This window comes from Streptomyces sp. NPDC012888 (assembly GCF_042900645.1).
Classification (GTDB): Bacteria; Actinomycetota; Actinomycetes; order Streptomycetales; family Streptomycetaceae; genus Streptomyces.
The window spans coordinates 17,365-43,086 of the sequence record NZ_JBIBBM010000023.1; the positions used below are offsets into that span (position 1 = coordinate 17,365).

General features: G+C 73.9%; 21 protein-coding genes. 11 read left to right on the forward strand and 10 right to left on the reverse strand.

The features are described from left to right. The first annotated feature begins 16 nt into the window (after positions 1-16). From ACFY61_RS30720 to ACFY61_RS30735, 4 genes are all read left to right on the forward strand, one after another. Positions 17-1,570, forward strand: coding sequence for an acyl-CoA synthetase (locus ACFY61_RS30720; protein ID WP_389477434.1), 1,554 nt, complete (start codon positions 17-19; stop codon positions 1,568-1,570). Between the two features lie 168 nt (positions 1,571-1,738). After that, entirely contained in the window at positions 1,739-2,662 is a 924-nt protein-coding gene (locus ACFY61_RS30725; RefSeq protein ID WP_389477436.1) for a hypothetical protein, read from the forward strand. A 123-nt stretch (positions 2,663-2,785) separates the two neighbouring features. Further along, positions 2,786-3,895, forward strand: a complete 1,110-nt coding sequence (locus tag ACFY61_RS30730) for a calcium:proton antiporter (protein WP_389477438.1) — start codon at positions 2,786-2,788, stop codon at positions 3,893-3,895. A 70-nt stretch (positions 3,896-3,965) separates the two neighbouring features. After that, positions 3,966-4,781, forward strand: a complete 816-nt coding sequence (locus ACFY61_RS30735; RefSeq protein WP_389477440.1) for a DUF4190 domain-containing protein — start codon at positions 3,966-3,968, stop codon at positions 4,779-4,781. 63 nt (positions 4,782-4,844) lie between these two features. Here ACFY61_RS30735 and ACFY61_RS30740 read toward each other — a convergent pair whose 3' ends face one another. From ACFY61_RS30740 to paaK, 7 genes are all read right to left on the reverse strand, one after another. After that, a complete protein-coding gene (locus tag ACFY61_RS30740; RefSeq protein WP_389477442.1) occupies positions 4,845-6,086 on the reverse strand; it encodes a cytochrome P450 in 1,242 nt (413 codons plus the stop codon). Between the two features lie 35 nt (positions 6,087-6,121). Next, positions 6,122-7,513 (reverse strand): NAD(P)/FAD-dependent oxidoreductase, encoded by a 1,392-nt coding sequence (locus ACFY61_RS30745; RefSeq protein WP_389477444.1) that lies wholly within the window; start codon positions 7,511-7,513, stop codon positions 6,122-6,124. Positions 7,514-7,515: 2 nt separating this feature from the next. Further along, a complete protein-coding gene (locus ACFY61_RS30750) occupies positions 7,516-7,758 on the reverse strand; it encodes a ferredoxin (RefSeq protein ID WP_389477560.1) in 243 nt (80 codons plus the stop codon). A gap of 101 nt (positions 7,759-7,859) precedes the next feature. After that, entirely contained in the window at positions 7,860-8,495 is a 636-nt protein-coding gene (locus ACFY61_RS30755) for a hypothetical protein (protein ID WP_389477446.1), read from the reverse strand. Positions 8,496-8,631: 136 nt separating this feature from the next. Then, entirely contained in the window at positions 8,632-9,531 is a 900-nt protein-coding gene (locus ACFY61_RS30760) for a phytoene/squalene synthase family protein (protein ID WP_389477448.1), read from the reverse strand. A 53-nt stretch (positions 9,532-9,584) separates the two neighbouring features. After that, positions 9,585-10,409, reverse strand: coding sequence for a YhjD/YihY/BrkB family envelope integrity protein (locus tag ACFY61_RS30765; RefSeq protein WP_389477450.1), 825 nt, complete (start codon positions 10,407-10,409; stop codon positions 9,585-9,587). A gap of 91 nt (positions 10,410-10,500) precedes the next feature. Then, positions 10,501-11,790, reverse strand: a complete 1,290-nt coding sequence (gene paaK / locus ACFY61_RS30770; RefSeq protein ID WP_389477453.1) for a phenylacetate--CoA ligase PaaK — start codon at positions 11,788-11,790, stop codon at positions 10,501-10,503. Between the two features lie 104 nt (positions 11,791-11,894). On the opposite strand from paaK, the gene ACFY61_RS30775 reads away from it, so the two are divergent. Further along, positions 11,895-12,752 carry an alpha/beta fold hydrolase gene (locus ACFY61_RS30775; protein WP_389477456.1) on the forward strand — a complete coding sequence of 286 codons (858 nt, stop codon included), beginning with the start codon at positions 11,895-11,897 and terminating at the stop codon, positions 12,750-12,752. A 146-nt stretch (positions 12,753-12,898) separates the two neighbouring features. Here the strand turns inward: ACFY61_RS30775 and ACFY61_RS30780 are convergent, their stop codons facing one another. Beyond that, a complete protein-coding gene (locus ACFY61_RS30780; protein ID WP_389477459.1) occupies positions 12,899-14,527 on the reverse strand; it encodes an acyl-CoA synthetase in 1,629 nt (542 codons plus the stop codon). A gap of 182 nt (positions 14,528-14,709) precedes the next feature. Here ACFY61_RS30780 and ACFY61_RS30785 point away from each other — a divergent pair, with 182 nt between their 5' ends. The 5 genes from ACFY61_RS30785 (at position 14,710) to ACFY61_RS30805 (ending at position 19,127) form a co-directional block, all read left to right on the forward strand. Further along, positions 14,710-15,510 (forward strand): crotonase/enoyl-CoA hydratase family protein, encoded by an 801-nt coding sequence (locus ACFY61_RS30785; RefSeq protein WP_389477462.1) that lies wholly within the window; start codon positions 14,710-14,712, stop codon positions 15,508-15,510. 41 nt (positions 15,511-15,551) lie between these two features. Further along, entirely contained in the window at positions 15,552-16,523 is a 972-nt protein-coding gene (locus ACFY61_RS30790) for a Zn-ribbon domain-containing OB-fold protein (protein WP_389477465.1), read from the forward strand. Further along, a complete protein-coding gene (locus tag ACFY61_RS30795) occupies positions 16,520-17,596 on the forward strand; it encodes a thiolase domain-containing protein (RefSeq protein WP_389477467.1) in 1,077 nt (358 codons plus the stop codon). The genes ACFY61_RS30790 and ACFY61_RS30795 overlap by 4 nt, the downstream gene beginning before the upstream one ends. Next, entirely contained in the window at positions 17,593-18,759 is a 1,167-nt protein-coding gene (locus ACFY61_RS30800) for a thiolase domain-containing protein (RefSeq protein ID WP_389477469.1), read from the forward strand. The genes ACFY61_RS30795 and ACFY61_RS30800 overlap by 4 nt, the downstream gene beginning before the upstream one ends. Positions 18,760-18,887: 128 nt before the next feature. Then, positions 18,888-19,127: a DUF397 domain-containing protein gene (locus ACFY61_RS30805; protein WP_389477472.1), complete on the forward strand. Its 240-nt coding sequence runs from the start codon at positions 18,888-18,890 to the stop codon at positions 19,125-19,127. Positions 19,128-19,203: 76 nt separating this feature from the next. On the opposite strand, the gene ACFY61_RS30810 is transcribed toward ACFY61_RS30805, so the two are convergent. Continuing rightward, complete coding sequence (locus ACFY61_RS30810) at positions 19,204-21,276, reverse strand: M14 family zinc carboxypeptidase (RefSeq protein WP_389477474.1); 2,073 nt, start codon at positions 21,274-21,276, stop codon at positions 19,204-19,206. Further along, entirely contained in the window at positions 21,273-22,298 is a 1,026-nt protein-coding gene (locus ACFY61_RS30815; RefSeq protein ID WP_389477476.1) for a tetratricopeptide repeat protein, read from the reverse strand. Before ACFY61_RS30815 ends, ACFY61_RS30810 begins: the two co-directional genes overlap by 4 nt. A 519-nt stretch (positions 22,299-22,817) precedes the next feature. Between ACFY61_RS30815 and ACFY61_RS30820 the strand changes: the two genes are divergently transcribed. After that, positions 22,818-25,688, forward strand: a complete 2,871-nt coding sequence (locus tag ACFY61_RS30820; RefSeq protein ID WP_389477478.1) for an ATP-binding protein — start codon at positions 22,818-22,820, stop codon at positions 25,686-25,688. The last annotated feature ends 34 nt before the right edge of the window (positions 25,689-25,722 follow it).

The following is a 25,722-nucleotide window of genomic DNA, read 5'->3' on the forward strand; positions in this document are numbered from 1 at the left end:
GAAGGAGAGACCGGACATGAGCGAGAGCACCCCCAACGGATTCTGGGCCCAGGCCGCAACCGACCCCGGCCGGACCGTGCTCACCGCCCCCGACGGCGAACAGTGGTCCGCCGGCCGCCTCCACGCCGACGTCAACCGGCTGGTCCACGGCCTGCGCGCGGCCGGCCTCGAACGCGGTGACGCCTTCGCCGTGGTCCTGCCCAACGGCGTCGAGTTCTTCACCGCCTACCTCGCCGCCGCCCAGGCGGGCTTCTACCTCGTCCCGGTCAACCACCACCTGGTCGGCCCCGAGATCGCCTGGATCGTCTCCGACTCCGGAGCCAAGGTCCTCATCGCCCACGAACGGTTCGCCGGCGCCGCCACCGCCGCCGCCGACGAGGCGCACCTCCCCGCGAGCCACCGGTACGCCGTCGGAGCGGTCGCCGGCTTCCGCCCGTACGCCGAACTCCTCGACGGGCAGCCCGACACCGCGCCCGCCGACCGGACCCTCGGCTGGGTCATGAACTACACCTCCGGCACCACCGGCCGCCCGCGCGGCATCCGCCGCCCGCTCCCCGGCAAGCTCCCCGAGGAGACCTACCTCGGCGGCTTCCTCGGCATCTTCGGGATCCGCCCCTTCGACGGCAACGTGCACCTGGTCTGTTCGCCGCTCTACCACACGGCCGTGCTCCAGTTCGCCGGCGCCTCCCTGCACATCGGCCACCCGCTGGTACTGATGGACAAGTGGACCCCCGAGGAGATGCTCCGCCTCATCGACGCGCACCGGGTCACCCACACCCACATGGTCCCCACCCAGTTCCACCGCCTCCTCGCCCTGCCCGAGGCCACCCGCGCGGCCTACGACGTCTCCTCCATGCGGCACGCCATCCACGGCGCCGCGCCCTGCCCCGACCACGTCAAGCGGGCGATGATCGACTGGTGGGGCCACTGCGTGGAGGAGTACTACGCGGCCAGCGAGGGCGGCGGCGCCTTCGCGACCGCCGAGGACTGGCTGAAGAAGCCCGGCACCGTCGGCCGCGCCTGGCCCATCAGCGAACTCGCCGTCTTCGACGACGACGGCAACCGGCTCCCCGCCGGCGAACTCGGCACCGTCTACATGAAGATGACCACCGGCGGCTTCAGGTACCACAAGGACGAGGGCAAGACCCGCAAGAACCGCATCGGCGAATTCTTCACCGTCGGGGACCTCGGCGTGCTCGACGAGGAGGGCTACCTCTTCCTCCGCGACCGCAAGATCGACATGATCATCTCCGGCGGGGTGAACATCTACCCCGCCGAGATCGAGTCCGTGCTCCTCGGCCACCCGGCCGTCGCGGACGCCGCGGTCTTCGGCATCCCCCACGCCGACTGGGGGGAGGAGGTCAAGGCCGTCGTCGAACCGGCGGATGGCCACGAGCCGGGGGAGCGGCTGGCGGCCGACGTCCTCGCCCACTGCGCGGACCGGCTGGCCGCCTTCAAGCGCCCCAGGTCCGTCGACTTCGTCACCGCCATGCCCCGCGACCCCAACGGCAAGCTCTACAAGCGCCGGCTGCGCGAACCCTACTGGGAGGGGCACGACCGCCCGATGTAGGCCGGCCAGCGCAACCTGACGGGGCCGGCCGGGTTATCCCCGGCCGCGCCTTCCCCGACGCGCGGCCGGCTGTCGGTGAGATGTGCGGCGGACCGACAGGGTCCGCTCCTTGCCCCACCTCACCGACACTCCTCCGCGCCGCGCGCGGCCGGGGGAGGTAAGGACGACATGAACGCGAGTACCACCACCCGCCGCTTCCGGCGCCGGGCTCTGGCCGTCGCAGCGATCACCGCGGCGGCCGTCACCGGCCAGCTGCTCACCCTGTCCCCCATCGCCCAGGCCGACGGCGACCGCAACGCCGTCCGCACCGGCGTCAACCTGATGGAGCCCCCGCCGGGCGAGTACGACGGACCTCCGCCGGGGCACCAGCACGACGGGCCGCAGCCGAAGCCGAGGAAGAGCGTCCCGCACGGGGTGCAGGAGTTCAGCAACAACGGCACCTTCGTGCCCCCGCCCGGCGTCACCTCGGTCTTCGTCCAGGCCTGGGGCGCCGGCGGCGGTGGCGGCGGCGGTGGCGGCGGTGCCGGCTTCATCGAGGGCGGCCTCGACGGTGACGGCGGCGACGGCGGTGGCGGCGGTGGCGGCGGCTTCGCCTGGTGCACGGTGCCGGTGAAGCCCGGCAAGAGCTACACGATCACCATCGGCGAAGGCGGCGTGCGCGGTAACGGCGGCCCCGCCGGCAACGGAGGCAACGGCAACGGCACCGTGAACGGCGGCCCCGGCACCGAGGGCGGCGACGGCGGCAGGACCCTGGTGACCAACAACCGGGGTGAGGTGGTGGTCGAGTCCACCGGCGGCACCGGTGGCGGCGGCGGCGGAGGCGGCGAGGCCGACGGCGACGACGGCGCACCCGGAACGGTCGGCGAGGGCGGCACCGGCAACTGCCGGACCGGCGGCGTGACCCGCCGCGGCCTCCCCGGGGAAGGCGCGGAAGGCGCCGACCCGATCGACGGCATCGTCGAGACGCCGCAGAACGCCGGTGGCGGTGGCGACGGCGGTGAGGGCGGCGAGGCAGCGACCTTCACGTCCGCCGCCGAAGCCGGCGACCCCGGCAACGCCGGCGGCGACGGGTACGTCGTCGTCTTCTGGTAAGCCCTCCCCGGCCGTACGGCCGGAGCAGCGGCGGCCGCGAACCCCCCGCCGGGGTACGCGGCCGCCGCGCCCCGTTCTCAGGCCATTCGCCCCGACACGGCATGACATGACAGGTTTGGGGACATGAGTACGGCAAACAAGAGGTCCCCCTTCACCGACTGGACCGTCGTGGTCCCCCTCGTCGCGCTGGTCGCGCTCGTGGCGAGCTGGGGGCGCGACCTGCCCGGCTACGCCGTGGTCCTGGTCGCCCTGTGCCTGGCCGGCGCGGTCCTGGCCGCCGTCCACCACGCGGAGGTGGTCGCCCACCGGGTGGGCGAACCCTTCGGCTCACTGGTCCTCGCCGTCGCCGTCACCGTCATCGAAGTCGCCCTCATCGTCACCCTCATGGCCGACGGAGGCCCCAAGACCAGTTCCCTCGCCCGGGACACCGTCTTCGCCGCCGTCATGATCACCTGCAACGGCATCGTCGGCCTCTCGCTGCTCGTCGGCGCGCTGCGCAACCGGATCGCCGTCTTCAACGCCGAGGGCTCGGGCACCGCCCTCGCCACGGTCGCCACCCTCGCCACCCTCAGCCTGGTCCTGCCGACCTTCACCACCAGCAAGCCCGGCCCCGAGTTCTCCACCCCGCAACTGGCCTTCGCCGCCGTGGCCTCCCTGGCCCTGTACGGCCTCTTCGTCGCAGTCCAGACGGTCCGTCACCGCGACTACTTCCTCCCGGTGGAGACCGAGGACACCGGCAGCACCCCCTCGGACGACCGGCACGCCGCCCCGCCCGCCGCCGGCGCCGCTCTCCTCAGCCTCGTCCTGCTCGTGGTCGCGCTGATCGCCGTGGTCGGCGACGCCAAGGCCGTCTCGCCCACCATCGAGTCGGTCGTCGCCGACGCCGGCCTCCCGCACGCCGTGGTCGGCGTCATCATCGCCCTGCTGGTGCTGCTCCCCGAGACCCTGGCCGCGGTCCGCGCCGCCCGCCGCGACCGCGTCCAGACCAGCCTCAACCTCGCCTACGGCTCGGCCATCGCCAGCATCGGCCTCACCATCCCGGCCATCGCCCTGGCCTCCATCTGGCTCTCCGGCCCCCTCCTCCTGGGCCTCGGCCCGACCCACATGGTGCTCCTGGCCCTCACCGTGGTCGTCGGCGCCCTCACGGTGGTCCCCGGCCGGGCCACCCTCCTCCAGGGCGGCGTCCACCTCGTCATCCTCGCGGCGTACCTCTTCCTGGCGATCAGCCCCTGACCCGCGGGCCGTGATGTCACCGGCTGCCTGTTGAATGGCCTCCTACCTCTGTGCAAGGAGCGCCACGCGCATGTCCATACCGCCGCCCCACGGGCCCTCGTACCCCCAGCCGTACCCGCCGTCCGGACCGTACGGCGGTCAGCCGGGCTGGTACCCGCCGCCGAAGAAGACCAACGCGCTGGCCATCGTGGCGTTCGTCATGGCGCTGGTCTGCGCGGTGCCGACGGTTCCGCTGATCCTCGGCGTCATCGCCCTCTCCCAGATCCGCAGCCGGGGCGAGAACGGCAGGGGCCTGGCCATCGCCGCCGTCGTCGTCCACGGCGTGACCCTCGTCTTCTACGTCCTCGTCTTGGTGCTGGGGCTCTCCGGCGCCCTGGACGACGGCCCGCCGGCGAGGCGCGACACCACCGGCGGCATCACCGCCCCCGGCTCCAGCGACGTCGAGGACATCCGCAAGGGCGACTGCTTCAACACCGACGACGACCTGACGGAGTACCAGGACCAGGACGGCGGCCGGGCCGCCATGTCGGTCCGCGTCGTGCCCTGCGACCAGCCCCACGAGGGTGAGGCGTACGCCGTGTTCGACCTGGCCGACGGCGCCTACCCGGGCACGGACAAGGTCGTGGCGATCGCCGAGGAGCGCTGCGGCGGCAAGGCGCTCACCGACTACGTGGGCGACGCCGCGAACCTCTCGGAGGACCTGGAGGTGTACTACTACTACCCGCAGCCCGGCACCTGGGTCCTCGGCGACCGCGAGGTCACCTGCTTCCTCGGCAACGTCGACGGCTCCACCACCGGCTCGGCCCGCGGCACCGGCTCCTCCGGCTCGACCGGCTCGACCGGCTCGACCGGCTCCTCCGGCTCGACCGGAACCATCGGCGCCTGACCGCCGGCCGGCACGCGCCCCAAGGGCCCCGCCGAAACGACGGGGCCCTCCGGGACCGGGCGCTCAGGGGCGGATGCCGTCGCAGCTGAGGTGGAGGTGACGGGGGCCGCGGAGCACCGCGTTCTGGCGGTACGGGGGCGGGTCCTCGCGCAGACGGGGCTTCTCCAGGCGGCGGGCCAGTTCCGAGAGGGCGAGCTGGGCCTCCAGCCGGGCCAGGGGGGCGCCGAAGCAGCTGTGGATGCCGCTGCCCAGACCCAGGTGCTGGATGTCCTTGCGGTACGGGTCGAACGTGTTCGGGTTCTCGAACCGCTCCGGGTCGCGGTTGCCCGCCGCCAGCACCAGCCACAACGAGGAGCCCTTGGGGATCGTGACCCCGCGGACCTCGATGTCGGCCAGCGTGGAGCGCTGCGGGACCAACTGGACCGGCGGCTCGTACCGCAGCAGCTCCTCGACCAGCGGGACCGCCAGGGCCGGGTCCTCCCGCAGCTCCGCCAGGTACTGCGGATGCCGCAGCAGGGTCAGCATGCCGTTGGTGATCAGGTTGACGGTGGTCTCGTGGCCCGCGACCAGCAACAGCGCCGAGGTGCTGAGCAACTCCATCGTGGTCATGGTCTCGTCCTGGCCGTGGCCTCCGGCGGCCAGGTCGGAGAGCATGTCACCGACGGGGTTGCGGCGCCGCTCCTCGATCAGCCCGGCCAGGTACATGCCGAGTTCCATCCGCGCGTCCTGGGTGACCTTCAGCCGCTCCCCGGGATCCGCGTCCGGGTCCGGGTCCAGGCTCGCGGCCAGGGTGTCCGCCCACACGTGGAAGCGGGACTCGTCCTCCCGCGGCACCCCGAGCAGCCGGCAGATCACGGTGACCGGGAACGGGTACGACACCTGCTCCACCAGGTCGAACGAGCCGGGGTCCTCGATGGAGTCGATCAACTCCTGCACGATACCCTGGAGTTCGCCCCGCAACTCCTCCACCCGGCGCGGCGAGTGCGGCGGGCCGAAAGGGCGGTTGGTGATCCGCCGCAGCCGGTCGTGTTCGGGCGGGTCCAGCCGGAGGAAGGCCGGCGGCAGCGCCGAGGACGTCTCGTCCTCGGAGTCCCCCAGCGGATCGTTGGTGTTCCGGGCCAGGTTGCGGGCGTCGGAGCTCACCCGCGGGTCGTGCAGCAGGCTCAGGATGTCGTGGTATCCGCTGATCACGAACGGCCCGCCCGGGTCCTGGTACACGGGCGTCTTCCGCAACTCGTCGTACAGCGGGTACGGATCGGCTCGGTTGGCGTGGTCGAGGATCCGGCGCAGGATGGTCTCGCTCATGGCTGTTCCTCCGGGGCCGCGCGCGGCGGCCGCTGTCAGTGCCGGGCGGGGGTGAACGTCATCCGGCGGTCGGCCGGGGAGTAACCGCTGAGGGTGACGGTCGGGCCGTGCGTGGGCACCGACGGGTCGGGGAAGTCCGCGGGCATCGGCTGCCGGCCCTCCGGACGCCGGTCCACGTTGTCGAACTCCGGCGGGAACGGCGCCGTGCTCTCGATCAGCCGCTCGTAGAACTGCAGCCAGCGGGCGTTGTCGAAGGTGACGGCGCCGATGACGCGGCCCTGGTAGCCGTACACCCCGGTGAACCGGCGCTCGGCCCGCGAGCCCTGCGCGATGAGGATCTCGCTGCCCATCGAGGGAACGCCCACGGACTTGATGTTCACCCCGAACTGGGTGGACCAGAACGCCGGCACCCAGATGTGCGGACGGCGGTCGCTGCTCTCCGAGACCATGTTGTGGGCCGCGGTCTCCGCCTGCGAGACGGCGTTGCCCCAGTGCTCCAGCGAGATGAACTGGTAGCCGAACAGCGGGTGCGGGGACCGCGCCACGTCACCCGCGGCGAACACGTCGTCGGTGACGATGCCGCGGATGTCGAACGCCCGGCAGCCCGCGTCGCAGGCGATGCCCCGCGGCCCGGCGCCCAGCCCCGAACCGGCCAGCCACTCGGTGTTCCGGACGGCCCCGAGGGAGACGACCACCACGTCGGTCTCCACGGTGCTGCCGTCCGACAGGTGGGCGGCCCGCACCCGGCCGGTGGAGTCGCCCTCCAGCCCGGTGACCATCACCCCGGTACGCAGGTCCACGCCGTTCTCCCGCTGGAGTTCGGCCGCGACCTCGCCCACGACCCCGCCGAGCGCGCCGACCAGCGGGGCCGCGCCCCGCTCGGCGACGGTGACGTCCAGGCCCCGCTCCCGGCAGGCCGAGGCGATCTCGGAACCGGTGAAGCCGGCGCCGATGACCAGCACCCGGCGGGGCCCCTCGGCCATCCGCCGGGCCAGCGCGGCGCCGTCCTCGCGGGTCCGCAGCACGAACACCCCGTCGAGGTCGGCCTCGGCCGGGTTCGGCCACGGCCGCGCCCGTACGCCGGTGGCGATCAGCAGCCGGTCGTACGGCACCTCCTCGCCGTCGGCGAGCCTGACCCGCCGGGCGGCCAGGTCCAGGCCGCTCGCCGGCACGCCGAGCCTCCACTCGGCGTCGATCGCGCGGCGCCGCGGCAGTGCGGTGTGCTCGGCGGGCGACCGGCCCAGCAGGACCTGCTTGGACAGCGGCGGCCGGTCGTACGGCTCGTACGGCTCGTCACCGATCATGGTGAGGGAACCGGTGAAGCCCTTCTCGCGCAGGGTCTCGGCGGCGCGCAGCCCGGCCAGCGAGGCGCCGACGACGACGATGCGGCCGTCCCGCTTGAGCGCGTCCACGGCGGAGTCGGCCATCGTCAGGCCTCCCCGCCGCCGTGCGCGGACGCCGGGCCGGGAGCCGCGGCGACGGCGGGATCCTCGACGAGGATCGCCTGCACGGGGCAGGCCGCGGCGGCCTGGGCCACCCGGGCCCGCTGCGCCTCCTCGGCCTGCGGGTCGTAGAGCAGTCCCTCGTCCCCGTGCATCGCGAAGACGTCGGGCGCCAGGAACGCGCACTGGGCGTAGCCCTGGCAGCGGTTGAGATCGACGACGAGCCTCAGCAAGGTTGCGGTCCTTTCGGTGCCCCCGGACATCCCACGGCCCCAGCCTGCGGGCAGCGGCCCCCCGGTGCCCCTCCCGGCGGTCCGGAGGAGTGAGGCCGTCACGTCCGCCGGCCACCGGCGGCCCGCAGCACGGTCACGCTGACGACCAGGGCCCATGCCGGGAACACCAGCTCGGACCAGGGTGCGGCGGCGCCGACGAACAGCAGCACCAGGCCCGCGGCGAACCCGAGGGCCGTCACCGGGCGGGGCAGCACGCCCATCCGGCGGCCCATGGTGGAGGTCACGAACACGAACACGGCGGCCATCCGCATCGAGTACGTCATCAGGAGGGTGTGCGCGTACAGCCGGCCGAACTCGGAACTCCGGTCGGACTCCAGTACGGTGCCGGCCGCCGCGGCGGCGGCGAACATGGCCGCGACGAACACCAGCCCGCTGCCCAGGAAGGCGGTGGCGAAGAACCGGTCCTCCGCCTCCCCGGTGTGCTCCCGCAGTGCCCCCATGAACCACAGGAAGGCGATCCCGGCGAACGGCACCAGCTGGATCGCCCAGCTCACGGCCCGCTGGGCGTCCGCGTCCAACTGGACGTCACCCGAGGCGGCACCGGCCGGCAGGGCGGTCCGCAGCAGCACGATGGCCGTGCCCAGCAGCAGGGCGAACACGATCCCCGCGACCCCGGCGGCCCGCGGCGTCGCCAGGCGCTCGTCGCCGGGTCCCGCCGGCGTGCGCTGTCTCATCCCACCAGCAAGCCGGGACGGGCGCGCACCCGCCAGCGGGGCCGCCCGCCCGGGTGACGGCCGGCCCGGGCGACCCGGCCCGGGCGACCCGGCGCGGGCGGCCGGCTCGGCGCGGGCGGCCCGGCGCGGAGGTGGCTCAGCGCGAGCGGGCGGCCCGCAGGAGCAGCCGGACCGGCGCCAGGCCGCCGTAGCCGACGTCCCGGCGCAGCGCGCCGCTGCCGGCCGCCTCGACCAGGGTGAGCTGGTGCGCCATCAGCTCCCGCATCACCCGGCCCACCCGGCGCAGGCCCGGATGGGCGTGGTCCACCACGTCGGCGGAGGCGTCGAGCGCGGCCCGGGCCCGCCCGCAGGCCTCCGCCAGCAGCGCACGCACCCCGGCGGTGTCCCGTGCCGATGCGAGGTCGGCGCGGCTCACCCCGTGCGCGGCCAGCCGGTCCTCGGGCAGGCAGAGCCGGCCGGCGGCCAGGTCCCCGGAGAGGTCGGCGAGGAAGTCCACCCGCTGCGCGGCGTCCACGAAGCGGAACCAGGCCGCTCCCTGCTCCTCGTCCGGTCCGCCGGGGTACTGGAGGCCGGTGAACACCACGATGCCCGGCCAGGCGTACGTGCGGAGGTAGCCCTGGAAGGCGGCCTCGTCGGCGAAACCGCCGAACGAGGCCTCGGCCGACTCGGCGCCCGCCAGGAAGGACCGGATCCAGTGCGCGGGAAACCCGCGCACCGCCACCGCGTGCGCGTAGGCGCGCAGCACCGGATCGGGGCTGTCCCCGGTCTCCAGTGCCTCCCCGACCCGGTCGGCGAGCGCGGCGAGGCCCGCCGCCCGCTGCTCCGGCGTGCCCGTCTCGGCGGTGTCGTCGACCAGGTTCATGAAGGCCAGACCCGCCGTCAGGTACGGCACCAGCGGCGGCTCGGCCAGCAGCCGCAGGGCCAGGTAGGGGGCCTTCTCCCGGCGCAGCACCCGGCGGGCGGCCGTCGTGTGGTCCGCGCGGCGGGCGGGGTCGGATATCTCGGCCGCGTCGAGGGTGCGGCGCCAGCTGGGCACGGGGAGGGACTCCTCTGTTTCGGTCGGCGATCACCGTACCCGGCGGCGTTCCCTCACTCGAACGGGAGGACGCCCGCGAGGCGCAGCCTGCGGAGCGTGGCCCGTTCGTGGACCAGCCGGCCCACGATCGCCCCGCCGTAGACGACGAAGCCGACGCCGACCAGCCACGACTGCACCACCAGCAGCGTGCCGAACGGGCCGTAGGTGATCGCGTTCGAGGCGATCAGCGGGGAGAACACCAGCTGTGAGAACACGCGCAGGCCCAGCAGCCCCGCACTGGTCGCGACGGCCCCTGGCAGCAGGGCGCGCCACCGCACCCGGCCGCCGAGCAGCAGCCGCTGCGACCCCCAGAAGAAGAGGCAGGTCCCGGCGAGGTCGCCGGCGGCACCCAGGACGGTGCCGACGGCGTCGTGATCCGGCGAGGGGATGACGATCAGCACGGCCAGGTAGCAGACCAGCAGGGCCAGCCAGACGACGTGCCGCCACATGGTGTGCCAGCGGGCGGTGGGAACGTCCCAGATCTTCTCGTAGCAGGTCTGCACGGCGGAGCCGAAGGTCAGCCCGAACACCGTGAGCGCGGCCAGTCCGAACGCGGTGGTCCGCTCCAGCGCCAGGTCGGCCGCACCGAACAGGGCCTCGATCCGCTCCCGGGAGTAGACGGCGACGCCCAGGGCCTGGCCCAGCCAGCGGCCGAAGTTCTGACCGCTGCCCGGAGCGGCCGCCGCGACGACGACCAGCAGCGGCACCAGGGTGAGGAACCCCAGGGCGGCGAAGCCCATCGCCCGGTGCATCAGCTCGATCTCCCGGCCACGGCTCCACACCAGCCCGGCCGGGGAGGCCTGCAGCCGGTCGTGGAGCCGCCGGAACGTCGAGGTCACACGGCTTCCCCTACCCGGCGCGCCGCACCGTCCGCCGCCCGCCGCCGCCCATTGCGCCCGAAGGGGTGGCGGGCCCGCGGCCGTCCGGGTGCTACCGGCCGCGCAGGTCCACGACGCGCTTGATCTTGCCGACCGAACGTTCCAGGGTCTCCGGGTCCACGATCTCCACGCCCACCGAGACGCCGATGCCCTCCTTGACCGCCCGGGCCACCGAACGCGCGGCGGACTCCCGGTCGGCGGCGCTCGCGCCCCGCCGGGCCTCGGCCCGCACGGTCAGCGCGTCCATCCGGTCCTCCCGGGTCAGCCGCAGCTGGAAGTGCGGCGCCACCCCCGGGGTGCGCAGCAGGATCTCCTCGATGTTCGACGGGTAGAGGTTCACCCCGCGCAGGATGATCATGTCGTCGCTGCGCCCGGTCACCTTCTCCATCCGGCGGAAGGCGGGCCGGGCCGTCCCCGGCAGCAGTCTGGTCAGGTCCCGGGTGCGGTACCGGACCACCGGCATCGCCTCCTTGGTCAGGGAGGTCAGGACCAGCTCGCCGGTCTCGCCGTCGGGCAGCACCTCGCCGGTGAACGGGTCGACGACCTCCGGCAGGAAGTGGTCCTCCCACACCGTCAGCCCGTCCTTGGTCTCGGCGAACTCCTGCGCCACGCCCGGGCCGATCACCTCCGACAGGCCGTATATGTCGACCGCGTCGACGCCCAGGCGCTCCTCGATCTCCCGGCGCATCTCCTCCGTCCACGGCTCCGCGCCGAAGATGCCGGTCCGCAGGGAGGTGGCCCTGGGGTCGACGCCCTGCCGCTCCATCTCGTCGAGGAGGGTGAGCATGTAGGAGGGCGTGACCATGATGACCTCGGGACGGAAGTCCTGGATCAGGCGGACCTGCCGGTCCGTCATCCCGCCGGAGGCGGGCACGACGGTGCAGCCCAGGCGTTCCGCGCCGTAGTGCGCGCCGAGGCCGCCCGTGAACAGGCCGTACCCGTAGGCGATGTGCACCACGTCGCCGGGCCGGCCGCCCGCCGCGCGGATGGAGCGGGCCACCACGTCGGCCCACACGGACAGGTCCCGCTCGGTGTACCCGACCACGGTGGGCTGCCCGGTGGTGCCGCTGGAGGCGTGTATCCGCCGGACGTCCGTGCGCGGCACGGCGAACATGCCGAAGGGGTAGTTGTCCCGGAGGTCGTTCTTGCCGGTGAACGGGAAGAGCGACAGGTCCGCCAGGGAGCGGCAGTCCGCGGGGTGCAGCCCCGCCTTGTCGAAGGCGCGGCGGTAGAACGGCACCCTGTCGTAGACCCGTTGCAGGGTCGCCCGCAGTCGCTCCAGCTGCAGCGCTTCCAGCGACTGGCGGTCGAGCCGCTCGCTCTCGTCCCGGTACGTCTCCATGCCGCCCCCGTCCGCCAGTGAACCGACCGATCATTCGGTAGCCTGCCTGAGTCGCGCCGCCAAATCAATGACTCGAACGGGTGAGCGCTGCTTGGATGTGCCCCATGCCGATCTCGAACACCTTCACGAGCTACGACGGGACCCGCCTCGCCTACCACGAGCGGGGCGGTGGCGAGCCGTTGGTCTGCGTGCCCGGCGGCGCGATGCGCGCCTCGGAGTACCTCGGGGACCTGGGCGGACTGGCCGCCGGCCGGCGCCTCGTCCTGCTGGACCTGCGCGGCACCGGGGACTCGGAGGTCCCGGCCGACGAGTCCACCTACCGGGTCGACCACCAGGTCGCCGACCTCGAAGCACTGCGTGAACACCTCGGCCTGGAGCGGATGGACGTCCTCGCCCACTCGGCGGGCGGGAACCTGCTCCAGCTGTACGCGGCCGCCCACCCGCACCGGCTGCGCAAGGCCGTCCTGGTCACCCCGACGTCCTGGGCGGTCGACCTGCCGACCACCGCCGGCCACCGGCTCGGGGCGGCCCGGCTGCGCGCGGGGGAGGAGTGGTACGAGAAGGCGTACGCCGCGTACCGGGCCGTCCTCGACGGGGACGGCGGCGATGCGGAATGGGACTTGGCCATGCCCTTCTTCTACGGGCGCTGGGACGAGACGGCCCGGGCGCACGCGGCGGCCAACGACCGCCAGCAGAACGAGCGGGCGGCCGAGGTGTACGCCGGCCCCGGCGCCTTCGACCCGCCGGCCACGCGGGCCGCGCTGCGGGGGGTGGGGGCGGAGGTGCTCGTCCTGGCCGGCGAACTGGACGGGAACCCCCCGCCGGTCCTCGCCGGGCAGCTCGCGGAACTTTTCCCCCGCGGGGTGCTGGACGTGCAGCCGGGCGCGGCGCACTTTCCCTGGCTGGACGACCCCGCGGGGTTCTCGGGCCGGGTGGAACGCTTCCTCGCGGCGGCGGCCTGACCCACCGCGGGCCCGCTCCCAGCGGGGCTCCGCCCCGCACCCCGCGCCTCAAACGCCGGCGGGGCTGGAATCGCGCCCCGCGCCCGGAGCGTTCGGCCGGGGGCAGGTGACGGGCCGGGTCCGGAGCGGGTGGCGGCGCGGCGGGGTCAGGGGCTGGTCGGGGATTCGGCCGTGGCGAGGGACCTGGCCCAGCGGTAGTCCGCCTTGCCGCTCGGGGAGCGGCGGATCTCCGGGGTGACGACCAGCTGGCGGGGGATCTTGTAGCCCGCCAGCCGGGTGCGGCAGTGGGCCTGGATCTGCTCCAGCGTCGGGGTCGTGGCGCCCGCCCGCACCTGGACCACCGCCGCCACGTGGTTCCCCCACTTCGCGTCCGGAACCCCGGCGACCAGCGCGTCGTACACGTCCGGGTGCGCCTTCAGGGCCTGCTCCACCTCCTCCGGGTACACCTTCTCGCCACCCGTGTTGATGCACTGCGAGCCGCGGCCGAGGACCGTGACGATGCCCTCCTCGTCCACCGTCGCCATGTCGCCCAGCAGCACCCACCGTTCGCCGTCCCGCCGGAAGAACGTCTCCGCCGTCTTCGCCGGGTCGTTGTAGTAGCCCAGCGGCACGTGGCCCCGCTGGGCCAGGCGGCCCGGTACCCCGACCGCGACCGGCTCGTGGGTCACCGGGTCGACCACCGCCGTGCGCTGGTTCACCTCCAGGCGGAAGCCCTTCTCCGGTCCGGAGTCGTCCGTCGCCTTGCCGTTGGACCCCGACTCCGAGGAGCCGAAGTTGTTCAGGAGCAGGGCGTTCGGCACCAGTTCCCGCAGCTCCGCGCGGACCGTGTCCGACATGATCGCCCCGGACGAGGAGATGCTGAACAGGGAGGACATGTCCGTGCCCCGCAGCGGGCCGCGCAGCGCGTCGACCAGCGGTCGCAGCATCGCGTCGCCGACCAGGGAGATGCTCGACACCTTCTCCTTCTCGATGGTGCGCAGCACCTCCTCGGGCACGTACTTGCGGTGGATGACGATCCGCTGGCCGTAGTTGAACGCGACGAACGACGTGAGCGTCGACGTGCCGTGCATCAGCGGGGGAGCGGGGAAGAACGTCAGCCCCGCGCCGCCCGCGGCGACCCGCTCGGCCAGCTCCTCCGGCCGCTTCACCGGTTCGCCGGACGGCGCGCCGCCGAACAGCCCCGCGAAGAACAGGTCCTCCTGGCGCCACATGACGCCCTTCGGCATGCCGGTGGTGCCGCCCGTGTAGATGATGAACAGGTCGTCGGCCGACCGGGGGGCGAAGCCGCGCCCGGGGGAGCCGGCGGCCTCGGCCGCGGCGAACTCCACCACGTCCAGGCCCGGCGCGTCCGCGGGCGGCTCGCCCACCCGGACCAGGTGCCGCAGCCGCGGCGTCTGCGGGAGGGCGGCGGCGACCCGCCCCGTGAACTCGGCGTCGAAGACCAGCGCGGCGAGGTCGGCGTCGTCGTAGAGGTAGACCAGCTCCTCCTCCACGTACCGGTAGTTCACGTTGACCGGCACCAGCCGGGCCTTCAGGCAGGCCAGCACCGTCTGCAGGTACTCGACCCCGTTGTACAGGTGCAGGCCCAGGTGCTCGCCGGGCTGCAGGCCGCTGTCCAGCAGGTGGTGGGCCAGCCGGTTCGCCGCCGCGTCCAGCTCCGCGTACGTCAGGCGGCGTTCGGCGCCGGTACCCGGGTGGTCGACGTACACCAGGGCCTCACGGTCCGGGACCACGTCCACGACCGACTCGAACAGGTCGGCAAGGTTGTACTCCACCGTTCCTCCTGACCCCGGACATCCGGACTTCCCCGACACATCCCGTGTCGGCGGTCATTAGAGCGCCGCGCCCTCCAAGTGGGAAGGGCGCCGTCCAAAAATCTGACTGGGTGTCAGAAAGCTATTGAACTGCACCCGCCCCTCCTGCAACCTGTTCTAGGTCTTGAGACGGGAGGACGGCAATGGGCGGGACCGAACACCTGACCGTGGAACGTCACGGAGCCACGATGGTGCTCACCATGAACAGGCCGGAGGCGAAGAACGCGCTCTCGCTGCCGCTGCTGGTGGGGCTCTACGACGGCTGGCTGGCCGCCGACGCGGACGACACCGTCCGTTCCGTCGTGCTCACCGGAGCGGGCGGTGACTTCTGCGCCGGCATGGACCTCAAGGCCCTCGCCGGCAAGGGCATGGACGGCGACCACTACCGGGACCGGCTCAAGGCCGACCCCGACCTGCACTGGAAGGCGATGCTCCGCCACCACCGGCCCCGCAAGCCCGTCATCGCCGCCGTCGAGGGCTACTGCGTCGCCGGAGGCACCGAGATCCTCCAGGGCACCGACATCCGGGTCGCCGGCGCCGGCGCCACCTTCGGCCTCTTCGAGGTCCGGCGGGGCCTCTTCCCCATCGGCGGCTCCACCGTCCGCCTGCCCCGCCAGATCCCCCGCACCCACGCCCTGGAGATGCTCCTGACGGGCCGCCCCTACTCCGCCGAGGAAGCAGCACGCATCGGCCTCGTCGGCCGGGTCGTCCCCGACGGCACCGCCCTCGCCGAAGCCCTCGACCTCGCCGAACGCGTCAACGCCTGCGGCCCCCTCGCCGTCGAAGCCGTCAAGGCCTCCGTCTACGAGACCGCCGCCATGACCGAGACCGACGGCCTCGCCGCCGAACTCACCCGGGGATGGCCCGTGTTCGACACCGCCGACGCCAAGGAGGGCGCCCGCGCCTTCGCCGAGAAGCGCCCCCCGGTGTACCGCCGCGCCTGACCCCCACCCCCGCCGAAACGAACAGCCGAAAGGGCCGCCCCATGACAGCCGCGCCCCCACCGGAGGTGCTCCGCGCACCCCTCGTCGTCGAGTTCCCCTTCACCCGCTCCCTCGGCCCCGTGCAGAGCGCCTTCCTCACCGGCCTGCGCGAGCGCGTCGTCCTCGGCGTGAAGACCTCCGACGGCACCGTGATGGTCCCGCCCACCGAGTACGACCCGGTCACCGCCGAAGAAGTGCGCGAACTCGTCGAGGTCGCCCCCACCGGCACCGTCACCACCTTCGCCTGGAACGACCACCCCCGCCCCAACCAGCCCCTCGCCACCCCCTTCGCCTGGGTCCTGGTACGCCTCGACGGCACCGCCACCGGCCTGCTCCACGCCCTGGACGCCCCCGGCCCCGACGCCGTCCGCACCGGCATGCGCGTCCGCGTCCGCTGGGCCGCCGAACGCGTCGGCGCCATCACCGACATCGCCTGCTTCGAACCCGACGGCACCCCCGGGACGACCGGCGCCACCGCCCCGCCCACCCCCCACGACGGCACCTTCCGGGACGCCGTCACCGGCATAGTCGCCCCCGCCCGGCTCGACTACACCTACAGCCCCGGGCGCGCCCAGACCGCGTACATCAACGCGCTCGCCGAACAGCGCACCGTCGGCGAACGCTGCCCCTCCTGCCGGAAGGTGTACGTGCCCCCGCGCGGCGCCTGCCCCACCTGCGGCGTCGCCACCACCGACCGCGTCGAGGTCGGCCCGGCCGGCACCGTCACCACCTTCTGCATCGTCAACATCAAGGCCAGGAACCTCGACATAGAAGTCCCCTACGTCTACGCGCACATCGCGCTGGACGGCGCCGACCTCGCCCTGCACGGCCGGATCGGCGGCATCCCCTACGACCAGGTCCGCATGGGACTGCGCGTGGAACCCGTCTGGACGCCGGGCGGCCGCCACCCCGACCACTACCGCCCCACCGGCGAGCCGGACGCCGAGTACGACACGTACAAGGAGCTGCTGTGACCGCCACCCGACCCTCGCGCGACCACGCCCGCGAGGTCGCGGTCGTCGCCTTCGCCCAGAGCGACCACCGGCGCCGCACCGACGAGCTCAGCGAAGTCGAGATGGTCATGCCGGTCCTGCACCAGGTCCTCGCCGCCACCGGGCTGAAGGCCGGCGAGATCGGTTTCACCTGCTCGGGATCCTCCGACTACCTCGCCGGGCGCGCCTTCTCCTTCACCATGACCCTCGACGGCGTCGGCGCCTGGCCGCCCATCTCCGAGTCCCACGTCGAGATGGACGGCGCGTGGGCGCTCTACGAGGCCTGGGTGAAACTCCAGACCGGCGAGGCCGACACCGCCCTCGTCTACTCCTACGGCAAGTCCTCGCCCGGCCCCCTGCGCGACGTCCTCACCCGCCAGCTCGACCCCTACTACCTGGCCCCGCTCTGGCCCGACTCCGTCGCCCTCGCCGCCCTCCAGGCCCAGGCCCTCATCGACGCCGGCGACACCGACGAAGCCGCCCTCGCCGCCATCGGCGCCCGCAGCCGGGCCGCCGCCACGGCCAACCCGCACGCCCAGCTCAGCGGAACCGTCCCCCAGGGCGACTACCAGGTCCGGCCACTGCGTACGGGCGACTGCCCGCCCATCGGCGACGGCGCGGCCGCGGTGGTCCTCGCCGCCGGGGACACCGCCCGCCGGCTCTGTCCGCGCCCCGCCTGGATCACCGGCATCGACCACCGCATCGAAGCCCACGGTCTCGGCCTGCGCGACCTCACCGACTCCCCGTCCACCCGGACCGCCGCCGAACACGCCGGACTCTTCGACGCGCCCGTCGACACCGCCGAGCTCCACGCGCCGTTCTCCGCCCAGGAAGTGGTCCTCCGCAAGGCCCTCCGCCTGGACGGCACGGTCACCGTCAACCCGTCGGGCGGGACCCTCGCCGCCAACCCGCTCATGGCCGCCGGCCTCGTCCGGATCGGCGAGGCCGCCGCCCGCGTCCACCGCGGGGAGTCCGACCGGGCCGTCGCCCACGCCACCTCCGGCCCCTGCCTCCAGCAGAACCTCGTGGCCGTCCTGGAAGGGGACCCCCGATGAGCAAGGAGCCCGTGGCCGTCGTCGGCATCGGCCAGACCAAGCACGTCGCCGCCCGCCACGACGTGTCCATCGCCGGACTGGTCCGCGAGGCCGCCCTCCGCGCCCTCGCCGACGCCGGACTGACCTGGGCCGACATCGACGCCGTCGTCATCGGCAAGGCCCCGGACTTCTTCGAGGGCGTCATGATGCCCGAGCTCTACCTCGCCGACGCCCTGGGAGCCGTCGGCAAACCGATGCTCCGCGTGCACACGGCCGGCTCGGTCGGCGGCTCCACCGCCCTGGTCGCCGCCAACCTGGTCGCCGCCCGCGTCCACGGCACCGTCCTCACCCTCGCCTTCGAGAAGCAGTCCGAGTCCAACGCCATGTGGGGCCTGTCCCTGCCCGTCCCCTTCCAGCAGCCCCTGCTGGCCGGCGCCGGCGGCTTCTTCGCCCCGCACGTCCGCGCCTACATGCGGCGCACCGGGGCCCCCGACACCGTCGGCTCCCTCGTCGCCTACAAGGACCGCCGCAACGCCCTCAGGAACCCGTACGCGCACCTGCACGAACACGACATCACCCTGGAGAAGGTCCAGGCCTCGCCCATGCTGTGGGACCCGATCCGCTACTCCGAGACCTGCCCGTCCTCCGACGGCGCCTGCGCCATGGTCCTCACCGACCGGGCGGGCGCGGCCCGGGCGCCGCACCCGCCCGCCTGGATGCACGGCGGCGCCATGCGCAGCGAGCCCACCCTGTTCGCGGGCAAGGACTTCGTCTCCCCGCAGGCCGGCAAGGACTGCGCCGCCGACGTCTACCGGCAGGCCGGCGTCACCGACCCGCGCGGGCAGATCGACGCGGTCGAGATGTACGTGCCGTTCTCCTGGTACGAGCCCATGTGGCTGGAGAACCTCGGCTTCGCGGAGGAGGGCGAGGGCTGGAAGCTCACCGAGTCCGGGGTCACGGAACTCGACGGCGACCTCCCGGTCAACCCCTCCGGCGGCGTGCTCTCCACCAACCCCATCGGCGCCTCCGGCATGATCCGCTTCGCCGAGGCCGCCCTCCAGGTCCGCGGCCGGGCCGGCGACCACCAGGTCGACGGCGCCCGCCGGGCCGTGGGCCACGCCTACGGCGGCGGCGCCCAGTTCTTCGCCATGTGGCTGGTGGGCTCCGAACCCCCCACCACCTGACCGCGGTCCGCCGCCCGCGAACCGCGCCGGACCGGCCACGCGTGACGCGCCGTGGCCTGTCCGGCACAGCCCGCCGTGACTACCCTGACCCCCGGACGACGACGCACGCCGTACGGGAGGAGCACCACGTGGCCGAACACCTGACCGCCTCGCCGGTCACCGGCTGGGGCAAGCCGGACCTCGATCTCAGCGCAGCGGACTGGCAGTCGAGCAGCCGGGGCGTGGGCGACGTACAGATCGCCTTCGTCGAGGGCTTCATCGCCATGCGCAACAGCGAGCGCCCCGAGAGCCCCTCGCTGATCTTCGCCCCGGACGAGTGGCGCGCCTTCGTCCTCGGTGCCCGGGGCGGCGCCTTCGACCTCACGTAGGCCGGCGCCCGGGACGGGCCCGGGGTCCGTCCGGCCGGCGCGGAACCTCGCCGCCCGGGACGGGCCCCGCCCGGCCTCAGCCGATCACGCGGGTTCCGACCCGGAACCACTCGTGCCAGTCGCCGTGCCACCAACTGCTGTACACCAGGCCGTCCTCACCGACGATGAACAGGTCCATCTGGTCGTCGTTGCGGGCCTGTACGGCGATGGGCGAGCCCGGCGCGAAGGTGCGGGTGCCGATCGTGAACCATTCGTGCCACTCGCCGTGCCACCAGTTGCTCCACACCCGGCCGTTCCTGCCGACGGCGAAGACGTCCATGTAGTCCGGGTCCCGGGTGAGCGTGGCGACGGGCGCGTTGGGCGGCAGCGTGAGCGAGCCGATCCGGGCCCAGTCGTGCCATTCCCCGTTCCACCAGGCGTTGTACACCCCGCCCTCGCGGTCGGTGGCGAACAGGTCCATCTGGTCGTCGTTGCGCGCCTGCGCCGCGACCGGGGTGAGCGGTGCGAAGGGGACGGCGCCCGGGACCGTGAACCAGTCGTGCCACTCGCCGTGCCACCAGTTGCTCCACACGCGGCCGTCCGCACCGACCGCGAACAGGTCCATGTGGTCGGAGTGCCGGGCCAGCGAGGTGATCGGCGTCCGCTCCGGCAGCGTGAGCGAGCCGATCCTCCCCCAGTCGTGCCACTCGCCGTGCCACCAGGCGTTGTGGACGCCCCCGTCCGCGCCGACCGCGAACAGGTCCATGTAGTCGGGGTCCCGGGTGAGCGTGGAGACCGGGGTCCACAGCGGGAAGCTCCGGGTGCCCACCCGGAACCAGTCGTGCCATTCCCCGTGCCACCAGGCGCTGTACACGCCCCCGTCGTCGCCGACCGCGAACACGTCCATCTGGTCGTCGTTGCGGGTCTGGGTGCTGATCGGGGTGTGCTGCGGGAAAACGCGGGTGCCGAGGCGGAACCAGTCGTGCCACTCCCCGTTCCACCAGGCCGACCGGGCCAGCCCGTCGGCGTCGATCGCGAAGACGTCCATCTGGTCGTCGTTGCGGGTCTGGGTGGCCAACTGGTGGGGGGCCTCGCGCGCGGCCTCCAGGCAGAGCGCGAGCAGCGCCGCGGTCACCTCGCCGACGATCAGCCGCATCTCCTCCCAAGGCGGCTGGAACTCCCGGCCCCACTCGATGACGTACGGCCGCGTCCGCGGCTTCGTCGGATCGACGAACCGCCGCGAGTAGGCCCAGTCGTCACTGGTGCCGGCCGTCGGGTACAGGGCGAACGACGACTTCGCCGTGTACGTGGTGCCCCGGACGGCGGCCAGCGCGTCCCGCATCAACCCCGCCTGCCGACGCAGCACGTGCAGGTCGCCCGGCGGGATGTACTCGCGGTACACCTGGTCACCGGCGATGCCGCGCATCCCGTGGTGCGCGGTGGCCCGGAAGTTCATGGCCGGGTCGTGGACCTGGGCGTCGTCGTCGCCCCAGGGGTACAGGATCAACTGGGAGTGGCTGTGCACGTCCACGAACCAGTGGGTGCGGCGGTGCAGGTCCAGCGCCCACCGCACGTTCTCCGTCTCCGGTTCGGAGAACGGGCCGGGGCCCTGGTACGTCTGGGTGGGGTCGCAGGGCTTCTTCGAGGTGTGCGCCTCGATGGCGGACTTGGGGGAGAAGGCGGTACCGAAGTCGAACAGGAAGTCGAAGTTCCTGTTGATGTCGACGCCCACGCAACGCGGATCCCCCCCGGACCGGGCGGGGTTGCGGTTGCGGCGCCAGTCCGCGTCGGTCATCTGGCTGTAGTGCCGGCCGTCCGGGTTGACCATCGGCACGATCAGGATGTTGATCCGCCGCATGACGGTGCGCAGGTCCAGCTCGGAGAACACGCGGTCGCCGTAGCGCAGCCCGGTCGTGGCGGTACGGGCCCGGAGCAGGTCGGTGGCGAGGTTGATCAGGATCTCGCAGCTGCCCCATTCACGGGCGTGCGACCCGCCGATCAGCACGACGGTCGGCAGGCTGCCGCCGGCGAGCGGACCCAGCCGCATCGCCGGCACGGTACGGCCCTCCACCGACAGCCTGGGCAGGACGATCTCCTCGCACAGGGACGGATGGGCGGCCAGCAGGTTGCGGACCGCGGACTCCACCTCGGCGACGTTCAGGTAGCTCATCGCGCCCCCTCCGGCACCAGGACCCCGACGCCGTCCGGCAGGCCGCCGTCGGCGAAGCGGTCGCCGCGGCCGACCTCGTCCTGGCGGACCAGACCGGTCTCGGTGGCGTCCGCGGTGATCTCCGCGCTGGCCCCGCGCTCCCGCACCACGGCCAGCCGCCGGCCGTCGGCGTACGTCTCGACCCGGGCCACGCCGCCCTCGTCGACCTCGACCCCGCCCACCGTGTCCAGCCGCAGCTCCCGGATCAGGGTGTGCAGCAGCTCCGCGCCGCCCGCCACCGGGGAGGCGTACAGCACCGCCCGCATGACCTTCAGGCCGGGCGCGGCGGCGTACCGGGCGCGCAGGTTCACCAGCCCCCAGTCGAGCTGCGCCCGACTGCCGAACTCCCGGAAGATCCCGGTCCCCTCCCGGGCGGCGGCCACCGCCTCCTCGTGCCGGCGGGCGTTCTGCAGGTACGAGGACGACACGACCAGGGCGTCGGCGAGGTCGAGCCGGCGGCCGAGCCGGCGGAGGATGTCCACGCGTTCGCGGGCCGGGGGGAGGGATTCCTCGTGGCGGCCGGCGTTGGCGTAGCGGGCGGCGAGGTTCTCCAGCCCCCAGGCGAGCCGCAGTTCGTCGCCGAGTGCGCGGTAGAGGGCGACGCCTTCGCCGGCGGCGGCGATGCCCTCGTCGTGCCGGCGGTTGTCCTGGCAGTAGGCGGAGAGCACGATCAGCGACGCGGCCAGTGCCGCCCGGTCCCCGAGCCGCCGCCGCAGGGCCACCGCCTCCCGGGCCGGAGGGAGGGATTCCTCGTGGCGGCCGGCGTTGGCGTAGCGGGCCGCCAGGTTCTCCAACGCCCAGGCCAGGCCCGGTTCGTCGGCGACCTCGCGGTACAGCGCGACGCCCTCGGTCGCGGCGGCGACGGCCTCCTCGTGCCGGCCGACCGCCTGGAGACGGGCCGACAGGAGGATCAACGCCCGCGCCAGGCCGGGCCGGTCACCGGCCCGCCGGCACCGGTCGACCTCCGCCTGTGCCTGCGCCACCCCGTCGTCGGCCCCGGCCGGCGGCCGGGGTGAGGAAAACGGCGGGGTCGGTGAAATCGGTGGGATCGGGGGGACCGGTCGGAATCGAGCCGCTCGAGTCGTTCGGTTCGGTCATGCGGTGCACTCCCCACTCGTGGTGCAACCCTGCGCGCGGTGATCCGCTCGACGGCCAGCGTCCCAGACATGTCCACCAAAGTGGTACCAAGTAACCCGAACGGACCACCTTCAGGGGCAGGAATCGCGCCACCTCACCCGGGCCGCCCTGACGCCCCGCCCGCGCCCCGGCGAAACGATCCGTGCACCGGTGATCCCCCGCCGGCCCGCCCGACCGCACCCCGCGACCCGCCGGTAGACCGGCCCCGGCAGCGACGCGAACCGTACCCGCCCGCCCCAGCGCCGGGCGCAGCGGACGCCCGCCCGCGCACCGGCGAGAAGATGCGATCTGTCCCGGACAGTAGGCTCCGCCCGCGCGTGCGCGGGCGTACGCTGAACCCCGAACCGACCGGGGGGTAACCAGCGATGACGGACCGCCGGACCCACGTGGGCCGCACCGTGCTCGAACGCGACGCCGAACTGGCCACCGCCGACGAAGCCCTCGACCGGCTCACCGGCCCCCGGGCAGACGAAGGCGGAGCCCTGCTCGCCCTCGCCGGACCGGCCGGCCTCGGCAAGACCACCCTCCTCGCCGAGATACGCCGCCGCGCCCACAGCCGGCACTGCACCGTCCTGGCCGCCCGCGGCGGCGAACAGGAGCAGAGTCAACCCTTCCACGTCGCCCGGCAGCTCATCCAGCCCCACCTGGCCGGCACCACCGAGGAGGAACTCCGCTCCGCCCTCGGCTCCTGGTACGCCATCGTGGGACCCGCCCTCGGCCTGTGCGCCGCCGAGGAAGGGGCCCCGCCCGACCCCCAGGGCCTGCGCGACGGCCTCGACTGGGTCCTCACCCACCTCGCCGTACAGCGCGCCCCCGTGGTGATCGTCCTCGACGACGCCCACTGGGCCGACCCCGAATCCCTCGGCTGGCTCGCCGCCTTCGCCCCGCGCACCGAACACCTCCCGCTGCTCCTCGTCGTCGCCTACCGCCCCGACGAACTCCCCGCGCACGGCGACGCCTTCCGCACCCTCCCCGGCCGCGCCGGACAACGTCCGCTCACCCTGGAACCGCTCACGCCCGCCGCCGTCCGCACCCTGATGCGCGAGACCGTCGGCGGCCACGCCGACGACGCCTTCTGCCGCGAAGCCTGGGCCGTCACCGCAGGCAACCCCTTCGAAGCCGTCGAACTCGCCGCCAAGGTCCGCGACCGCTCCCTCGCCCCCGTCGAAGCCAGCGCCCCCCTGCTCCGCGACCTAGCCGCCGCCCAGCGCGGCAGCGGCCTCGTCGCCCGCCTGCGCAACCTCGGACCCTCCACCGTCCGCTTCGCCTGGGCCTGCGCCGTCCTCGGCACCGCCATCCCGCAGGAACTCGCCGCCCGCGTCGCCGCCCTCGGCCCCGGGGAAGCCGCGGCCGCCACCGACCGGCTGCGCACCGCCCGCATCCTCTCCGCCCCCGCGGAGGACCACGACGGCCTGGAGTTCGTCCACCCCCTCATCGCCACCGCCATCTACCGGGCCATCCCCGACGCCCTCCGCACCGCCCTGCACGGCAAGGCCGCAGCGGCCGTCGTCGACGCCGGACTCGGCGCCTCCGCCGCAGCCCGCCACCTCCTCGAAACCCACCCCGAGAACGACCCCTGGGTGGTCCGCACCCTCCGCGAAGCCGCCCGCGAGAACCTCCGGGCCGGCGCCCCCGAAGCCGCCCGCCGCCAACTCGCCCGCGCCCTGCTCGAACCACCCGACTACGGCGAACGCGCCGCCGTCCTCTACGAACTCGGCTGCGCCTCCCTCCTCACCGAACCCGCCAACACCGTCAACCACCTCCGCGCCGCCCTCGACGAACCCTTCGACGACCCCGCCCTCCGCCAGGGCATCGTCATCCGGCTCGCCCAGGTCCTCGCCCACAGCGACCGCCTCGCCGAAGCCTCCGAGGCCCTCGCCCGCGAGATCCCGCTCACCCCCGACGCCCGTGGCCGCCTCCGCCTGACCTCCGAGCAGTTCATGTGGGACGCCTTCCGCGCCGACGAACCCGACTCCCCGGCCCGCTCCCGCCGCCTGGCCCGCCTCGCCGACCGCCTCACCGGCCGCGACCTCACCGAGCGGTACGTCATCGGCCTCCGCGCCTGGGACGCCACCCTCCGCGGCGAACCCGTCGACGTCGTCCTCCACCACGCCCGCCGCGCCCTCGGCGACCGGCTCAGCTGGGCCGAGGAGGACCGCGGCTTCGAGGTCCCCGTACTCGTCGCCCTCACCCACCTCTACGCCGACCGGCCCGGCCGCGCCGAGGAACTCTTCGAAGCCGGCACCGCCGAGTTCGAACGACAGGGCTGGCGCGGCGCCCACCTCTCCTTCGCCCACAACCTGCGCGCCTACATCCGCTTCCGCCGCGGCCGCCTCACCGAGGCCGAGGAACTCGCCCGGGCCGGCCTCGCCCTCGCCGAACGGGTCGGCCGCCGCACCCCCGTCCACTGGTACGCCATCGCCATCCTCGTCGAGGTCCTCCTCGCCCGCGGCCGCACCGACGAGGCCTGGGAACTCGCCCGCGAACACGAGTACGGCGAACCCTTCCCGGCAGCCGTGGTCTTCCCCGACTCCCAGACCGTCCACGCCGAACTCCTCCTCGCCCGCGGCGACCGCAAGGCCGCCGCGGCCGAACTGGAAGCGGTGGACCGGCGGCTCACCCCGCGCGGCATTCAGAACCCCTCCTGGTGCCCCTGGCGGCTCCACCTCGCCCGCGCCATCGCCCCCGAAGACCCCGAACGCGCCCGCGCCCTGACCGCCGGAGCGGTCCGCCGGGCCCGCGCCTTCGGCGCCCCCTCCGGCATCGGCCAGGCCCTCCGCCACGCCGCCGAAGTGGCCGCCCCCGCCGACCGCGTCCCCCTCCTCACCGAATCCGTCCACCTCCTCTCCGCCTCCCCGGCCGGCTACGAACTCGCCTGCGCCCTGGCCGCACTCGGCACCGAGACCGGCGACACCGACCTCCTCGCCAGGGCCGTGGCCACCGCCCGCGAATGCGGGGCCGACGGCCTGGAAGCCCGGACCACCGCCACCCTCGTCCGCCTCGGCGGCACCCCGCCCTCCGGCCCGGCCGGCGCCGAGCCGCTCACCGCCGACGAACGCGCCGTCGCCGAACGCGCACTCCACGACACCACCGCCCCGCCCCCGCCCACCGACCACGACCACCCCCGGCGCCCCGCCGACGCCCTCCTCTCGGCCGTCTACCGTAAGCTCGGCACCGACCGCGCCGGCCTCGCCGAAGCCCTCTCCGCCGCCGGCGCCGGATCCGCCCGCCCGTGACGGCCCGCCCGCAGACCCGCCATCCCCGTACCCG

Excerpts from the sequence above, each read along its gene's own strand:
- ACFY61_RS30745 (WP_389477444.1), bottom strand. The coding sequence starts at position 7,513 with ATGGCCGACTCCGCCGTGGACGCGCTCAAGCGGGACGGCCGCATCGTC.
- ACFY61_RS30740 (WP_389477442.1), bottom strand. The coding sequence starts at position 6,086 with ATGAGCGAGACCATCCTGCGCCGGATCCTCGACCACGCCAACCGAGCC.
- ACFY61_RS30730 (WP_389477438.1), top strand. The coding sequence starts at position 2,786 with ATGAGTACGGCAAACAAGAGGTCCCCCTTCACCGACTGGACCGTCGTG.
- ACFY61_RS30720 (WP_389477434.1), top strand. The coding sequence starts at position 17 with ATGAGCGAGAGCACCCCCAACGGATTCTGGGCCCAGGCCGCAACCGAC.
- ACFY61_RS30775 (WP_389477456.1), top strand. The coding sequence starts at position 11,895 with ATGCCGATCTCGAACACCTTCACGAGCTACGACGGGACCCGCCTCGCC.
- ACFY61_RS30810 (WP_389477474.1), bottom strand. The coding sequence starts at position 21,276 with ATGAGCTACCTGAACGTCGCCGAGGTGGAGTCCGCGGTCCGCAACCTG.
- ACFY61_RS30735 (WP_389477440.1), top strand. The coding sequence starts at position 3,966 with ATGTCCATACCGCCGCCCCACGGGCCCTCGTACCCCCAGCCGTACCCG.
- ACFY61_RS30785 (WP_389477462.1), top strand. The coding sequence starts at position 14,710 with ATGGGCGGGACCGAACACCTGACCGTGGAACGTCACGGAGCCACGATG.
- ACFY61_RS30820 (WP_389477478.1), top strand. The coding sequence starts at position 22,818 with ATGACGGACCGCCGGACCCACGTGGGCCGCACCGTGCTCGAACGCGAC.
- paaK (WP_389477453.1), bottom strand. The coding sequence starts at position 11,790 with ATGGAGACGTACCGGGACGAGAGCGAGCGGCTCGACCGCCAGTCGCTG.
- ACFY61_RS30725 (WP_389477436.1), top strand. The coding sequence starts at position 1,739 with ATGAACGCGAGTACCACCACCCGCCGCTTCCGGCGCCGGGCTCTGGCC.
- ACFY61_RS30755 (WP_389477446.1), bottom strand. The coding sequence starts at position 8,495 with ATGAGACAGCGCACGCCGGCGGGACCCGGCGACGAGCGCCTGGCGACG.
- ACFY61_RS30800 (WP_389477469.1), top strand. The coding sequence starts at position 17,593 with ATGAGCAAGGAGCCCGTGGCCGTCGTCGGCATCGGCCAGACCAAGCAC.
- ACFY61_RS30790 (WP_389477465.1), top strand. The coding sequence starts at position 15,552 with ATGACAGCCGCGCCCCCACCGGAGGTGCTCCGCGCACCCCTCGTCGTC.